Genomic DNA, 15,238 nt, shown 5'->3' with positions numbered 1-15,238 from the left:
TGCCCTGCGGGGCGGCCGGGTCATCGCGACGTGCCCCCCTCCGTCGCCGGGGCCTCGGCCCTGCCGGGCGCAGCGGTGCCGGGGCGCGGGGCACGGGCAGGTACGGCGCCCGGCGTCGTGGTGCGCGTGCGGTCCGCCGTACCGGGTGCGGGGGCGGGACCGGGGGCCGAGCGCGGTGCGGTGCGCTCCTGCCACGGTGTCGGGCCGGTCGACGCGTCCGTCCTGGGGCGGCGCGGGTCACGGACCGGGACGGAGGAGCGCCCCGGCGCACGGAGCCCCGTGGCGGGAGCGGCCGAGCCCGATGAAGCGGCGGTGCTCCGGGGACGGGAGGTGGCAGGGGGCTGCGCGGCGACCCTCGGCCGGGTGGTGTCACCCGGGTTCTCGGACGTGGCGGGCTTCTCGGGTGTGGTGGGACCGGCGGTGGTACGGCGCCGGTCCACCGGGTTCAGTGGCTGCACCGGCTCCGCCGGCCGCCGCGGGACTTCCCGCGTGCTCTCGTCCAGCACCGCGCGCGGGCACGCGGGGTTGAAGGACTCGAAGCAGGTGGCACACCGGCCGGCCCTCGGGTGCCCGCCGGTCAGCTTGTGTTCCTCCGTCATTCCGTCACATCCTCGGGAAGCAGCAGCCGCAGCTGGTCCGTGTCGGCATCCGGGACTGACGCGAGCCGCCCGGCCTGGTGGGTCATCATCCGTTCGAGCACGGTGCGGGCGTAGCGCCCGTTCCCGAAGCCCGGACCGCGGTCGACCCCGACGAAGTGCCGGTGCAGTGCCTCCAGCGTGGCCGGCGTGCACTCGTAGCCGTCCCGGGTGCTCTGGCGGCGAACGATCTCGACCAGCTCGGCGGCGCTGTACGACGCGAAGGCGACGGTGCGTCCGAAGCGGGAGGCCAGACCGGGGTTGGAGCCCAGGAAGCGCTGCATCTCGCCCTCGTACCCCGCCGCCACCACGACCGTGTCGTCACGGTGGTCCTCCATCAGCTTCAGCAGGGTGTCGACGGCCTCCCGGCCGAAGTCGGAGCCCGAACCGCCCTCGGGGGTGAGCGCGTACGCCTCGTCGATGAACAGCACACCGCCCCGGGCCCGCGCGAACACTTCCTTGGTGAGCTGAGCGGTGTGGCCGACGTAGCGGCCGACGAGGTCGGCGCGCGACACCTCCACCAGCTGACCGCGCGGCAGCACCGACATCGCGCCCAGGAGTTCGCCGTAGAGCCTGGCCACCGACGTCTTGCCGGTGCCGGGGGGACCGGCGAAGACCAGATGGTGGCCGACGGCAGGGGCGGGCAGCCCGGCGGCCTTGCGGCGACGCGCCGCCGACACCAGGTTCACGACATCGCGTACCTGCGCCTTCACGCCCTCCAGGCCGATCAGGCCGTCGAGTTCGGCGAGCAGTGCGGTGAGGCGCTCGGACCGGCCGCCGTCCGGACCGCTCTGCCCCGCGACAGCACTCGCGGCCTCCTCGCCGACATCCGTCGGGACGAGAACGGTCAGGTCCTCCTCCGTGATGTCCGGGGACTCGGCGAGCCGGAAGGCCTGGCGGTCCACCATCTCCTCGAACACCTTGCGGGCCGCACGGGCGTTGCCGAACGACTCGTCCCGGTGCATCTGCTCGAAGTGGTGGGCCAGGGCTCTCTCGGTGTCCTCGCGGAACGTGAACCGGTGCTGCTCGCCCTGGCGCTTCACGATGGTGAGCAGTTCGTCCACCGAGTAGTTCTCGAACTCCACGGTGCGGCTGAACCGCGAACCCAGACCGGGGTTGGACTCCAGGAAGCTCCGCATCTGCCGCGAGTACCCGGCGGCGATGACGACGACGTCCTCTCGGTGGTCCTCCATCAGCTTGACCAGGGTGTCGACGGCCTCCCGGCCGAAGTCGGGGCCGCTGCCGCCGTCCGCGGTGAGGGTGTACGCCTCGTCGATGAACAGCACGCCCCCGAGGGCCTGTTCGAACACCTCCGTGGTCTTGATGGCGGTGCCGCCGATGATCTTCGCGACGAGATCGGCACGAGCCACCTCCACCAGGTGCCCGGAGCGCAGGACGCCGAGCGAGGCGAGGATCGACCCGTAGAGACGGGCGACGGTGGTCTTGCCGGTGCCGGGCGGCCCGGCGAAGACCAGATGGCGGGCGGTGGCCGGGACGGGCAGCCCCATCTCGCGGCGCCGCCGGGCCAGCTTGTTGAGGTTGACGAGCGTGGCCACCTGCTCCTTCACGGCACGCAGCCCCACCAGCTCGTCGAGCCGGGCGAGCGGCCCCGCGAGCGGTCCGCCGCCCGCGCCCTCGCCCTCCGGGGCGGTGGCGCCGTCGCCCCGCCCGCCGAGGACATCGGGCTCGCCGTTGCCCTCGCTGGTCAGCTCGTCCGCGGCGAGGCTGCCGCCGGGGGCGGTGTGGCGGACCCCGGCCCCGGCGTTTCCGGTGACGGTGCAGCCGGCCGCCCGCACCGGGCGTTCGGTGGCGATCCGGATGCCGTCGGCCTTGCCGCCGGTGAACTCGCACTCCGTCAGCTCGGCGGCGGCGCCCGCGCCGATGAGGGCGCCATGGCCTCGGCTGCGCAGGACGCGGGCCCGGACGGCGGTCAGCCCGGCGCCGTCGTCGGTGACCGTGACGCCGTCGCTGCCGGAGTCCTCGATGAGGGTGTCGACGATCTCGGGGGCGCACTTCCCGGCAGCGGCGAACCCGGTTGCCCCGCTTCCGCGCACGGCGACGTCCTGGAAGGCCGGGCTCGCCCCGTCGACGTGGACCCCGCACTGCGCGGCATCGATGACCGAGCTCGTCTCGATACGTCCGCGCGCCTCGTCACGGGCGTGCAGCCCGTGGCCGCCGGCCTCGACGATCTCGACATCGCGGAGCCTGGCCCGGCTGGCGCCGGCGAGGACGATGCCGTGTCCTCCCGTACGGTGCACCGTCACCCGGTCGACGCGCGGCGCGCTGTCGGCGTCGAGGAGGAGGCCCTCGGCCCTGCCGCCGGTCACGAGGGTGCGCTGGACGGTGGGCTCGGCGTTGCCGCGGACCAGGATGCCGGCGGCGAGGGAGTTCTCGGCCAGGCAGTCGGAGAGGGTGCCGCGGGCCTGCTCGATCGCGACGAAGCCGCTGCCGCCCGAGTCCCGGGCCTCCACGTTGTTGAGGGCGGGCGCGGTGGTGGCGGAGAGCAGCACCCCGTGGGTGACGCTGTTGACGGCGCAGCAGCCGGTGAGGACGGGCTGGGCGGTGGAGGAGATGTGGAAGCCGATGGTGCACCCCACGGTGCGGACATCGGTGAGACGGGTGGTGGCCTGCTCCTCCAGGGCGATCCCGGGCTTGGGGGTGCTGTCGACCGTGAGCCGCTCGACGGTGCCGCCCGCGCGCCCGTTGGCCAGCAGGCCGTTGCCGCGGGCGCCGCGGACCGCACAGTCGCGGATCGCGGGTGCGGAGTCGTCGCCCAGCACCAGCCCGGAGCTGCCGAGGTCCTCGAAGACGCAGTGCTCGACGACGCTGGGCTCGGGGGAGAGGTCGACGAACCCGGCGCCCGCGGGGTTGGCGATGACGCAGTCGCGCATGGCGAGGGAGCCGCGCTCGCGGGAGAGCAGCGCGGTCCAGGAGTGGGCGTGCACCCGACAGTTCTCCAGCGCGGCCTGGCCGCGCGGCACATCGACGACGGGGGCGTCCTCGTCGCTGCCGCGCAGGATCAGGCCGGAGAGCTTGACGGCCTCGGCGACGACCTGGACGGCGCTGCCCGAACGGGGGGATATCTCGGGCGGGTCGTCGGGGTCGTCGGCGACGAGGGTGACCATCTTGGTGATGACCAGGGACTCGTCGTAGCGGCCGGGGCGGAGGCGGATCACACCCCCCGGGCGGGCGGCGGTGAGAGCCGACGTGATGCCCTGGTACGGGTCCGCGACGATGGTCTGGCGGGCCATGGCGTTCCTTTCTGCGTCGTCGTGGTCGGCCCTTCGCCGGTTCCTCGGCACCCGGCCCCACCGAGGCGGCCGCCCGCATCGGGGTGCGGGCGGCTCGGGCACGGGCGGCCGAGGAGGGTGGCGGGAGGGCGCCGGGCCGTCAGGACCGGTGTGCCGTCTGGATCTGCACCGTGCGGCGGCGGGTGATGTACAGGCCCCGTCCCGCAGGCAGGATACGTGGCTTCGTGCCGGCCACCACCTGCCCTTCCGCCGGCGGACAACTCATCATCAGCACCGGGGTGTTGGCCTCCACCATGCGCCGCAGCAACTGGTCGGACATCATCGCCCGGCCGGAGCCGTTCGCACTGCGGGCCACGACGATGTGCAAGCCGATCTCGTCGGCCTGGGCGAGGAACTCGTGGAGCGCACCGAACGGATCGCCGCCGCTCAGCCCGCTCGTGGAGACCAGTTCGTGGTCGTCGACGAGAAGGAACAGCCGGGGCCCGCTCCACCAGTCGCGCAGCTTGAGCCGGGCCGGGGAGATCTCGGGGCCCGGGACCCGGTCCTTCATCGCCCGCGCCACCCCGTCGACCATCTGCGCCAACAGGTTGGCACCGGTGGCATAGCCGAGGCGGTGCGACTCGGGAACCGCCTCGGCGAGGCCGCGCCGGTAGTCGACGAGCACGATACGGGCCTCGTCGGGGGTGTAGCGGGCACAGATCCCGTCCGCCACATGGGCGAGCAGGTTCGACTTGCCGGACTCCACATCACCGACGACCACGAGATGCGGATGCTCCTCGAAGTCGTGGTGGAAGATGTCGAGCCGCTGGTCCTCCAGACCGAGCGGGACGCGCAGGTCGCCGTCGGGGGCGGGGAGTTCGGTCGCCGGAAGGCTCATCGGAAGCATCCGGACCCGCGGAGCAACCGGCCCGTCCCACCCTGCCGCGACCTCCCGTACGAGTGCGGCGACGCCGTCCGCGACGGTCTCCGCGCTCGGATCGCCGTCGTTGCGGGGGAGAGCGGTGAGGTAGTGCATCCGGTCGGTGGTCAGACCGCGGCCCGGGATCGTCGGGACGGTGCCCGCCGCCCGCATGTTGACCATCGAGTCCACGGGGTCGCCGAGACGCAGCTCGAAGCGGGTGCCGAGCTGGTCGCGCAGGGCGGCCGAGATCTCCATCCAGCGGCCGGAGGCCACGATCAGGTGCACCCCGAAGTTGAGGCCCCGCGAGGCGATCAGGTTGAAGGTGGGGCCGAGATCCATGAAGTCCTGGCGGATGGTGTTCCAGCCGTCCACGACCAGGAAGACATCGCCGTGCGCCTCGTCCGGGAACTCACCGGCGGCCCGACGGCGCCGGAAGTCGGCCATGGACTCCACACCCCGCTCAGCGAAGAGCAGTTCGCGGTGGGTGATGACCTGGCTGACCTCGGCGATGGTACGCGCCATCCGCTCGGGGTCGAGGCGCCCGGTGACGCCGCCGACATGCGGCAGCCCGGTGAGCGAGGTGAGCGTCCCGCCGCCGAAGTCCAGGCAGTAGAACTGCACGTCGCGCGGGGTGTGGGTGAGCGCGAGCGCCGTGATCAGCGTACGGATCAGGGTGGACTTGCCGGACTGGGGACCGCCCGCGATGCCGACATGGCCGCCCGCACCCGAGAGGTCGGCCACCAGCTCGTCGCGACGCTGGTCGAAGGGACGGTCGATGACACCGACCGGGACGGAGAGGAACTTCCCGCCGGATGTTCCGGGCGGCGGCAGCAGGAGGTCGAGCGTCGGGGGCTCGTCCAGCGGGGCCAGCCACACCTGATGGGCGGGCGGCCCGGAGCGCTCCAGCTTGTCGACTGCGACGGCGAGCAGGCTGGGCCCGGAGGCGTTCTCCTCCTCCGGCTCGTTCTCCGGCTCCGTCTCCGGGGCGGTGGGCAGGTTCCGGGGCGGAACCCAGCCCGCCTCGAACGGCACCACCTGTCCGGCGACCACGGCACGGCGGGCCGAGGTGCGGGTGGCCCGGTAACGGCCCGACACATAGGCGGCCTTGAAGCGGGTGAGCGCACCGACGTCGTTCTTCAGCAGACCGCTGCCGGGCTGCGGAGGCAGCTCGTAGGCGTCCGGAACACCGAGCACGCCCCGGCTCTCCATCGCCGAGAAGGTACGCAGCGCGATGCGGTAGGAGAGGTGGCCCTCCAGCTGGTTGATCCGGCCTTCGTCCAGGCGCTGCGAGGCGAGCAGCAGATGTACGGAGAGCGAGCGGCCGAGCCGCCCGATCATCACGAAGAGGTCGAGGAAGTCGCGGTGCGCGGCGAGCAGTTCGCTGAACTCGTCGACCACCACGAACAGGGTGGGCAGCGGGGCGAGGTCGGCGCCGCCCGCCCGCGCCTCCTCGTACTCGCGGACGGACGAGTAGTTGCCGGCCTTGCGCAGCAGCTCCTGGCGGCGGACGAGTTCACCGTGCAGGGCGTCCTTCATCCGCTCCACCAGCGCCGCCTCGTCGGCCAGGTTGGTGATGACGGCCGAGGTGTGCGGCAGCCGGTCCAGGCCCAGGAAGGTCGCGCCGCCCTTGAAGTCGGTGAGAACGAAGTTCAGCGTCTCGGAGGAGTGGGTGAGCGCCAGCGCGAGCACCAGGGTGCGCAGCAGCTCCGACTTGCCGGAGCCGGTGGCGCCGATCAGCATGCCGTGGGGGCCCATGCCACCCTGCGCGGACTCCTTGAGGTCGAGATCGACGTGCGCGCCGTCCGGGCCGATGCCGATCGGCACCCGCATCCGCTCCGCGGCGACGCGGGGGCGGTGCAGATCGGCCGCCTCGGCGGCGTGCAGATCGCGGATGCCGAGCAGGTCGGTGAGTTCCATGTCCTCCTGCAGCGGGCGCTCGGCCCGGGCCGCGGCGCCCAGTCGGAAGGGCGCGAGGGTGGTGGCGAGGGCACGGGAGGCGTGCAGACCGAGCGCGTCAGGCCGTCCCAGCTCCGTCTCCGAGGGCTTGCCGTCCGGCGCGGTGGACAGCAGGGTCAGCGCGTCCGGAGCGACGCGCAGCCGCAGGGTGCCGCGCGTCCGGCAGGCGCCCTCCAGCGTGCCGCGTACGTCGACGACGACGGTGTTGCGGTAGCCGGACTCGGCGAGCCGGGCCCCGGGGGGCACGGATGCGGTGTCCAGGATGACGACGGTGAACGGCTCGTCGCGGCTCGGCTCGGCGCCGGGCTCGAACGGCGGCCGTCCGGCGAACTCCTCGCCGAGCAGCGGCTCCAGCTCCGAGACCGTCTCGGCCACCAGACGGGCCGGGCCCACCCCGTCGACATCGGCCTGATGCTGTACGTGGGGCAGCCACTTGGCCCAGGACCAGGACGGCAGCGCGTCGCCGTCCGCGACCACGGCGATCGACAGGTCCTCCGGGGCGTGGGCCACCGCGAGTTGGGCGACCAGCGCTCGGGCCATGGCCCGGGAAGCGGCGCGGTGCTCGTCCGTGGCGGTGAGCAGCACCCGGGCGAACGACCGCAGACGTACGGCCACCGGCTGGTCGTCGACCGTCGAATAGGTGTGGATGAAACGGCGCAAGGCGTGCGCGGAGAGCGGCTCCAGGTCCTCGACCGGCTTGGTGGACAGCGGCGCGAGGGCTAGCGCGAGCTGCTGCTCACCCGTCCCGATCCGCGCCTCGCCGAAGTCGTCGTGGGTGGCGCGGCGCTCCCAGAGGCGCCCGGTGCGGGCGACCGACCACAGCGCCTGCGGCAGCGGGTGGCGCCACTCCTGGGCCTGCCGCTGCTGCTCGACCACCTTGCGGATGCGGCGTCGGCTCGTCGTCAAGTACCTCAGGTAGTCGCGGCGTTCGGCGCGCAGCTTGCGCTTGCGGTCTCCGGCGGCCCGGAGGAACTGGGCGACGAGCATGGCGATGGCCGAAGTGGCCATCATGCCGACCGACACCCACATCAGCACCCCGTTGCCGTCGCCGGGCCGGATGAAGATGAGCACCATGCCGAGTGAACTCAACGCCATCGGCAGGTAGGTGATGATGCCGCCCATGGCGCCCTGGGGCTCCGGCAGGGACGGTGGTTCCTGAAGCGTCAGTTCGCCCTCGGGCATGCGCGGGCCGACCCGGCGCGGGGGCCGTCGAAAAATGACGGTGCTCAAACCGGCTCCCGACTCGAAGTGTCGACGACTCGAAATCCGCGGCCCACGCCGCCGATTATCGGTTGGTCGCACGAACGTACAGTCATAACGAACTTCACGATAATGTGCACTCGTTCTCGGGTCGAATCCCGATCGGAAATACAGGCGGGAGTGAATCGCGCACCGTGGGCGACAAGACCGCCGGACTCTGCCGGATAACCGTCAGAAGTCCGGAGAAAACCTTCGAACTAGGCATACCCGCCGATGTTCCGCTCGCCGATCTGCTGCCGGTACTGGTCGAGTACGCCGGCGGGGACCTCGACGAACAAGGCCTGGAACACGGCGGCTGGACCCTCCAACGGCTCGGCGCCGCCCCCCTCGACGAGGAGCGCACCCCGACCGAGATGGAGCTGCGCGACGGCGAGACCCTATATCTGAGGGCCCGTCATGAGACTTTGCCGGAAGCCGACTTCGACGATCTCATCGACGGGATCGGCGAGACGCTGCGCGCCCGGCCCGACACCTGGCGGCCCGAGCTGACGCGTCGGCTGCTCATCGGATTCACCGTGACGGCGCTGGCCGCCGGACTGATCACCGTGCTGCTGCCGGGCGCCGCGATGTGGCGGGCCGGAGCCGCCGGTGCCGTCGCGCTGTTGTTGGTGGCGGGCGGGCTGGCCGCCTCACGGGCGGTCGGCGACGCGGGCGCCGGGGCGGCACTCGGCGTGCTGGCCGTGCCCTACCTGGCCGTCGCGGGCGCGCTGGTCCCGGCCGCCGGGCACGGCGAGAGCATGCTCGGCCCGAGGCTGCTGGCCGGGGGCGCGGCCGGGGCCGGCGCCGCCATCATCGCGCTGGCCGCGGTCGGGGCCTTCGCACCGCTCTTCCTCGGGGCGTTCACAGTGGCCGCGTTCACCGCGGCGGCCGGCGCGGTCGCGCTGTCCGGGATGCCGATCGCCCAGGTCGCGGGGTGGCTGGCGGTCGCGGTCGTCCTCGCAGGCGGGTTCGTACCCGGCCTGGCCTTCAGGTTCGCCGGGATGCGGATGCCGCCGCTGCCGTCCAACGCGGGCGAACTGCAGGAAGGCATCGACCCGTTCCCCGCCGCACAGGTCCGCGAGCGAGCCGAACTGGCCGACCGCTACCTGACCGGCATGTACGTGGCACTCGGGCTGCTGGCCGCGGCCTGCGAGACCGCGCTGCTCGCCGCCGACGGCGGCTGGACGGCCGAACTGCTCGCCGTGGTGCTGAGCACGCTGCTGCTCCTGCACATGAGGGTGGTCGGCGCTGTGCCGCACCGGCTCGCGATGGCGGTCCCGGGGGCGTACGGACTCGCCCTGGCGGGGGTGCTCCGCGCCATCGGCCTGGGACTTCCGGGGCGGCTGGAGATCACCGCCGCCTTCGCCGTGCTGGCCGCGATCACCGCGATCGCCGCATGGACGGTGCCGGGACGACGGCTCGTCCCCTACTGGGGCCGGATCGCCGACCTGCTGCACACGCTCTGCGCGCTCGTTCTGCTGCCGCTCGCGGTGCTGCTCGCCGGGGTGTTCGGCGCGCTGCGCGGAATCAGGGGGTGAGGGGCTGATGGCGGTGCAGTCGCGCAAGGACCAGGTGCAGGCGCACCTGTACGTGATGGGCCGGCTCTCCAGCGGCCTGTTGCGGGACGATCCCGACTCGCCCGACACCCCGACCGCGCGGACCTGGCGGGGCATCCGCTGGGGTGCCCTGACAGTGGCCCTGGCCTGCGTGGTCACCGTACTCTTCGGACTGGTGAAGCCGGGGGGCGGGACCTCCTGGCAGACGCCGGGCACGCTGGTCGTGGTGAAGGACACCGGCACCCGCTACCTGAACGTGGGCGGGGTGCTCCATCCGGTGCTCAACCAGGCGTCCGCACGGCTCGTGGCGGGAGACCGGATGGCGGTGCAGCAGGTCGCGGCGGGGTCGATCGAGGACGCGCCGCGCGGCACGCCCATGGGGATCGTGGGCGCCCCGGACGGATTGCCGGGCACACCCGGCTCCGGGGCCTGGGCGGTGTGCGCCGGTACGCAGCCGGCCGGCCCGGCGAACCGGACGAAGCCACTGACCAGCGTGGTCCTGGCGGGCCCCGCGGACTTTGAGGACGGACTCGGATCAGACCGCGGTGTGCTGGTGACGGCACCGGGGGAGGGGCGGCAACTGGTGTGGAACGGCCGCCGGTTCCGGGTCGACACCCAGCACGGCACGGAGGCGGCCCTGAGCTGGGCCGGCGTCACGCCCGTACCGGTCAGCGCGTCGTTCCTGACAGCGCTCGACGCCGGGCCGGGGCTCGCCCCGCCGGAGATCGCCGGACGGGGACGCCCGGGACCCGAGCTGGCGGGCGGTGCCACCCGCATCGGTCAGCTCTTCTCGGCCGGGGGACAGCACTATGTGCTGCGCAAGGACGGGCTGGCCCCGCTGACCGGGCTGGCCCGAGGGCTGTTGCGCGGCGACCCGCGGACCCAGGACCAGGCCTACGGCGGAAAGGCCGTTGTCGAGCGTCCGGTGGGCCCCTCCGACCTGGCGGCCCATCAGGCGCCCGCATCGGCGGCGCAGCAGGTGGCGGCGGGGCTGCCGGCCTCCGCACCGAAGGTGTCGACGGTGGACCCGGCCCAGGAGCAGGTCTGTGTCCGGGTGAAGCCGTCCGCCAGTGGCCATACGACGACGGTGTCCCTGATGCCGGCGGACGGGGTCCCCGGCTCGCTGCCCGACAAGCAGCCGGGGGTGACGGCGGCGTGCGTGGCGGTGGACCGGATCTGGGTGCGCCCGGGGACGGGGACGCTGGTCCGGGCCCGGTCCTCGGCGGGCACCGGCAACTCCATGTATTTGGTGACGGATTCGGGCGTTTCCTATCCGGTGACGGCCGCGGGACTGAAACAACTCGGGTATTCGGCGGGAGCCGCCGTGGATGTTCCGGGGCGATTGTTGAGCCTTCTTCCGAGCGGTCCCGTGCTGGATCCGTCGGGGGTTTCGAAGGACGGAGTCGTGGACGCGGATGCCCGAGAGGAGGGGAAGGTTCCGCAGAAGAGAACACAACTCCGTGAACAATGCGGCGCGGGATTGTAGAGATGTACAAGCAACGGTGAACTGCCTTCCCCGGCTGCTGACATGAATCCCCAAGATCAGATAATCTCTCTGGTGCAGATGGGGTTGGGGAGGACTGTGCGACGCATGGGTCGTGCCTTCCCGCAACCAATCGGGTTCCGACTGGAGGGAGACAACGGTGTCCCAGCTCGTCAAGGATGCTGCGGCGGCACGGAAGGCTGTCGTCGCGCTCGACACCCACTTCGGGTTCATGAAGCAGGCCGGCGGCGTCGCCGAAGGCATCAGGAGCAACGTCGCGACGCACTACAGCACGACGGACGGGTCCGCCGCGACCTTCCAGGACAAGTTCTCGATGTGGCAGCAGGGCTACACCAAGGCGATGGCGGCCGTCGACGACGTCTGGAACAAGCTGAACCAGCAGCAGAACGTGCTCGACGCCGGTGAGGAGGCCGCCCTCCAGCACGCCAAGAGCGGGTTCGAGAGCTCCGCGGTCTCCGACGGCATCCTGGGCGTTCTCAACAACAACTGATTCGGCCTCATCCATCGCGGCAAGAAGGGGGCACACCGTGTCCGGCAACATCATGATCAACTGGGGCGGTCTTGGCGACGCCACCAACGACATGCAGCAGCTCACGGCCAACATGCGCAACGCGCTGGAAGAGCTGATCGCGGGCGTGCAGGAACTCGCCAACACCGCCGAGGGCGAGAGCGCCAACACCTGGCGCGAGGTCCAGAAGCAGCTGAACACCGCGATCAACGAGATGGACAACGCGTTCAACCAGGGCCACCAGACCCTGAACAACATGGGCAACACCCACCACGAGCATGACGGCCTCGGTGCCAAGGTCATGGCGGGCTGACGGGGGCTGACCCATGGCTGAGGACGGCGGCACCTACAAGATCTCGTCGGAGTTCCTGGAGAGCTTCGCCCGGGACAGGATCAACGGTCAGTTCCTCGAGCAGTTCAAGAACGACCCCTACATCCGGAGGCTGCACGACTACAGCAAGGCCGGCGGGGGCGATGCCGTGGCGGTCCTGGCCGCGGGTGAACCGAGCTCGCCGGTCAAACAGGTGAAGGCCCTGGAGAATCAGTTCGGGGAGTACGCCACAAAGATCACGGAGATCCTGGACGGTCTGAGGGACGGGATGCTGGCCCTCTCCAACAAGGTGCTGAGCGTCAACCACATCAGTATGCAGGGCGAGGAGGACGCCAAGGACATCGCCCTGCAGTCGATGATGGACGACCTCAAGGAGCCGCTGGCGCTGTTCGGCGGTGGGAGCAGCAGCACCACCACACAGCCGACATCGGGAAACCAGCCGACGAACACCGGCAGCTGACCCCGGGACCGGGCGCGGGGCGGGATCGGAAGGAGAGGGGAAGGCAGGATGGCGGTCGAGAGCTGGGAAGAGGTTCTCGGGATCTTCACCGATTCCAAGTCTCCCCCGGTAAGCCGGGCGGATGTCACCAAGCTGCAGTGGATCGCCAACTCCCATGTGGACCCCTGGCACTTCGAGTGGGGGCCCGAGGTCGGTCCGCCCGGAGGCTACGAGTTCGGCTGGAACAAGCCGTGGAAACTGAACAACTTCTGGCCCGTCAATTACCAGGTCGGCTTCAATATCAGCCCGGATCTGAAGGACCCACTGCCTCAGGACAAGCCGGTCTACCAGTGGCACTTCCATGCCCGGGACATCCTCGGCGACGCGCTCGCGAGCGGCAGCAGTGTCTTCTCCTTGTACAGCTTCGACGATGTCAGCAACACGATCAAGGGCGTCCAGCGGTATCTGGACACCTGGTTCCAGACGGTCAAGGGCTGGGCCGACGGGATCGATGTCCCTGATTCCGAGATGCAGGGCAGTGCTGCGGGACAGTTCCGCAGCATGCTCATCGGAGTCGCGAACCAGTTCGCCGATCTGCACACGCAGATGATCAATCCGAGCGACCCCTCCAAGGAGGTCGACGACGCCCGGACTGCGGCCATGGTGCAGCTGCAGAACCTGTACCACGTGATGTACGCGTACGGCACGGAGCACAACGCCTGGCCCGCCCAGATCCTGGGAGACCTGTTCCACGAGGAGTTCGGCGAGGGCTCCTACACGTTCAACAACGGCTGGCTGACGACGAAGACGCTCGGTGACCCGAATGCGGCGGGCTTCTGGGCGGCCTTCGAGCAGAAGGCCAAGAACCGGTGGCTCGACCAGGTCGCCGCGAGTCTCGACCAGCCCGCGACCGACGCCCGGGGCAAGATCGTCGATGCATACGGCAAGGCGAAGGAGGCGCTGCTCCTCCTGCGCAAGCCGACCTGGGACGCCCCCGCCAGTCCCGGGAAGGGCGGGCTGAACGGCGATTCCACCACGTCCGACGCCATCGCGGATCTGCTCAAGGGACTGACGAACCCCAAGGGCGACGCGAACGACCTGCCCGGCGGGGGCGGGAGCGGCGACGAGACGGAACTCCCGGACAGCGAAGGGGCCGGGAGCTTCAGCGGAGACGGCGACGGGTCGTCCTTCGAGCAGAACGGCTCGGAGGGAGAGGGTCAGGGTCCCGGCTCGGCGCTGGAGGACCAGCTCAAGAATCCGAACGCCGAGGGCCCGGGAAGCTTCGGCACCAACAACATCACCGGCAATGGCGATACGGGCATCGGCGGCAGCGACCAGAACACCACCGGCCCGGGGACGTTCGGCCCCGGCAGCCTGACGAACCTCCCGCCCGGCTCCACGATCAACAAGAACGGCACCGTCACCGGCCCGGACGGCAAGATCCTCAAGAACCCCGACGGCTCCGTCTACAAGGCCCCGCCCGGCGCGTTCCAGCGACAGCAGAAGCAGCAGGAGACCCTGCGCCGTCAGGCCGAGGCGGAGCAGAAGGCGTACCAGCAGCAGGCCAAGGAGCAGGAGGAAGCGCAGCGGCGCGCCGAGCAGCAGCGGCGCGACAACGAGAAGGCGCTGGCACGCCTCCGCGAGAGCTCCAGGCTGTCCAGCGACCACTCCGGCCTGCGCACCAACGGCGAGGGCGGAACGCAGCAGAGCAAGGGCGTGTTCAAGGTCCGCAACGCCGACGGTACGTTTTCCGAGTACACGAGCGGCAAGGGCGGCAGGAACAGCATCGGCATCGAGCCGACCGGCCGGGTCAGGACCACCTCCGTCGACCCCAGCACGAAGGCGGTCGAGGAAGCGACCGGGACCGGGCGGCGTACCTCCTCCCAGTCACCGATGATGCCTCCCGGCGCGGGCGCAGGGGCCGGCGCGGGGTCGGGGCAGGAACAGCACCGGGAGCGGAAGAGCTACCTGGACGAGGACGAGGAGACGTGGGGCACCCAGGAGTGCACCACGACAGGAGTGATCGGCTGATGGCGAACCAGAACGGAGGAACGGGCCGCGACGACGGCGGCATGCGCGCCGGCGGTGACGCCCGCGCCCCGCTGTCCGCGCGCGAGCAGTTCGAGTCGATCCTCGGCTCGACGCTCCAGGAGCAGTTCGGCGAGATGCAGCAGCAGGTCCGCGAGCATGCCGAGAAGCTTGCCGCCGTCCAGCGCGAGCTGGCCGCCCGCACCTCCACGGTGCGTTCCAAGGACCGCACCATCAGCATCACCGTGGGTGCCCAGGGCGATGTCCGCGAGATCAAGTTCCACACCGAGGACTATCGCCAGATGGACCCGGTCCGCCTCGGCAAGACGCTGGTGGACCTGATCGGCCGGGCACAGAGCGAAGGCGGCGAGGCAGCGCGCGAGGCGTTCGAGCCCCTGCGCGGCAAGGGCGACGAGATGCGCCGCTCGATGCTGGCCGGCACCCCCATCGAGGAGTTCCTGGCCCCCCTCCGAGAGATGGCGAAGGGCGCCGCCGAGGCGTCCAAGCCCCGAGGAGGCCGCAGCGATGGCTGACGGCAACGAGCTGAAGGCGAGCGATGCGACCTGGAAGGGGATCGAGGAGTACGGGAAACTCGGCGCGACCCTGGCCGAGACGCACGCCCACGTCGAATCCATCAACGACCTCAACAAGCGAGGCGGCGGTGACGGCGAGGACGAGTCCTCGAAGCAGTACCGGGAGCTGATCGAGGTCGGCATGCCGCCGCTCGCCGACAGCCTGAAGATGCTCGACATCCTGATCACCCGGCTGGGTGAGAACGGCCAGGACGTCAAGAAGCTCTTCGGCGAGGCCGAGGAACTGGCCACCCTGCTGGCCAAGGACTGGAAGGCGGCTGGAGGGGACCAGTGACGCGCACCATCGCTCGGCGGCGC

At 71.2% G+C, this 15,238-nt stretch carries 11 protein-coding genes; 8 read left to right on the top strand and 3 right to left on the bottom strand.

The genetic code is table 11. The annotated features are described in order from the left end of the window. Positions 1 to 20 precede the first annotated feature (20 nt). The 3 genes from ACWCPY_RS20165 to eccCa form a co-directional block, all read right to left on the bottom strand. Positions 21 to 599: a hypothetical protein gene (locus tag ACWCPY_RS20165; protein ID WP_451266755.1), complete on the bottom strand. Its 579-nt coding sequence runs from the start codon at positions 597 to 599 to the stop codon at positions 21 to 23. Beyond that, the gene (locus tag ACWCPY_RS20160) at positions 596 to 3,886 is read right to left on the bottom strand and encodes a right-handed parallel beta-helix repeat-containing protein (protein ID WP_451266754.1); all 3,291 of its coding nucleotides are present in this window, start codon (positions 3,884 to 3,886) and stop codon (positions 596 to 598) included. The genes ACWCPY_RS20165 and ACWCPY_RS20160 overlap by 4 nt, the downstream gene beginning before the upstream one ends. A 139-nt stretch (positions 3,887 to 4,025) precedes the next feature. Next, positions 4,026 to 7,973, bottom strand: a complete 3,948-nt coding sequence (gene eccCa, locus ACWCPY_RS20155; protein ID WP_451266752.1) for a type VII secretion protein EccCa — start codon at positions 7,971 to 7,973, stop codon at positions 4,026 to 4,028. Positions 7,974 to 8,137: 164 nt separating this feature from the next. Between eccCa and eccD the strand changes: the two genes are divergently transcribed. From eccD to ACWCPY_RS20115, 8 genes are all read left to right on the top strand, one after another. Next, a complete protein-coding gene (gene eccD / locus ACWCPY_RS20150; RefSeq protein WP_451266750.1) occupies positions 8,138 to 9,520 on the top strand; it encodes a type VII secretion integral membrane protein EccD in 1,383 nt (460 codons plus the stop codon). A 7-nt stretch (positions 9,521 to 9,527) separates the two neighbouring features. Continuing rightward, complete coding sequence (gene eccB / locus ACWCPY_RS20145) at positions 9,528 to 11,024, top strand: type VII secretion protein EccB (RefSeq protein WP_451266748.1); 1,497 nt, start codon at positions 9,528 to 9,530, stop codon at positions 11,022 to 11,024. A gap of 157 nt (positions 11,025 to 11,181) precedes the next feature. Continuing rightward, a complete protein-coding gene (locus ACWCPY_RS20140) occupies positions 11,182 to 11,532 on the top strand; it encodes a hypothetical protein (RefSeq protein WP_451266746.1) in 351 nt (116 codons plus the stop codon). Between the two features lie 37 nt (positions 11,533 to 11,569). Further along, the gene (locus ACWCPY_RS20135; RefSeq protein ID WP_451266745.1) at positions 11,570 to 11,863 is read left to right on the top strand and encodes a WXG100 family type VII secretion target; all 294 of its coding nucleotides are present in this window, start codon (positions 11,570 to 11,572) and stop codon (positions 11,861 to 11,863) included. Between the two features lie 13 nt (positions 11,864 to 11,876). Beyond that, positions 11,877 to 12,341, top strand: a complete 465-nt coding sequence (locus ACWCPY_RS20130) for a hypothetical protein (RefSeq protein ID WP_451266743.1) — start codon at positions 11,877 to 11,879, stop codon at positions 12,339 to 12,341. Between the two features lie 48 nt (positions 12,342 to 12,389). Next, positions 12,390 to 14,351: an MAP7 domain-containing protein gene (locus ACWCPY_RS20125; RefSeq protein WP_451266741.1), complete on the top strand. Its 1,962-nt coding sequence runs from the start codon at positions 12,390 to 12,392 to the stop codon at positions 14,349 to 14,351. After that, positions 14,351 to 14,881: a YbaB/EbfC family nucleoid-associated protein gene (locus ACWCPY_RS20120; protein WP_451266739.1), complete on the top strand. Its 531-nt coding sequence runs from the start codon at positions 14,351 to 14,353 to the stop codon at positions 14,879 to 14,881. Before ACWCPY_RS20125 ends, ACWCPY_RS20120 begins: the two co-directional genes overlap by 1 nt. After that, positions 14,874 to 15,215, top strand: coding sequence for a hypothetical protein (locus tag ACWCPY_RS20115; RefSeq protein ID WP_451266737.1), 342 nt, complete (start codon positions 14,874 to 14,876; stop codon positions 15,213 to 15,215). Before ACWCPY_RS20120 ends, ACWCPY_RS20115 begins: the two co-directional genes overlap by 8 nt. Positions 15,216 to 15,238: the final 23 nt, after the last annotated feature.

It is taken from the genome of Streptomyces sp. NPDC002403 (assembly GCF_053593015.1).
Note: the sequence above shows the minus strand (reverse complement) of the source record. Positions and strands in the feature narration are given on the sequence as shown.

Bases quoted from the DNA above. Each gene is read 5' to 3' on its own strand.
- ACWCPY_RS20115 (WP_451266737.1), top strand. From the start codon at position 14,874: ATGGCTGACGGCAACGAGCTGAAGGCGAGCGATGCGACCTGGAAGGGG.
- ACWCPY_RS20165 (WP_451266755.1), bottom strand. From the start codon at position 599: ATGACGGAGGAACACAAGCTGACCGGCGGGCACCCGAGGGCCGGCCGG.
- ACWCPY_RS20160 (WP_451266754.1), bottom strand. From the start codon at position 3,886: ATGGCCCGCCAGACCATCGTCGCGGACCCGTACCAGGGCATCACGTCG.
- eccB (WP_451266748.1), top strand. From the start codon at position 9,528: ATGGCGGTGCAGTCGCGCAAGGACCAGGTGCAGGCGCACCTGTACGTG.
- ACWCPY_RS20125 (WP_451266741.1), top strand. From the start codon at position 12,390: ATGGCGGTCGAGAGCTGGGAAGAGGTTCTCGGGATCTTCACCGATTCC.
- ACWCPY_RS20130 (WP_451266743.1), top strand. From the start codon at position 11,877: ATGGCTGAGGACGGCGGCACCTACAAGATCTCGTCGGAGTTCCTGGAG.
- ACWCPY_RS20120 (WP_451266739.1), top strand. From the start codon at position 14,351: ATGGCGAACCAGAACGGAGGAACGGGCCGCGACGACGGCGGCATGCGC.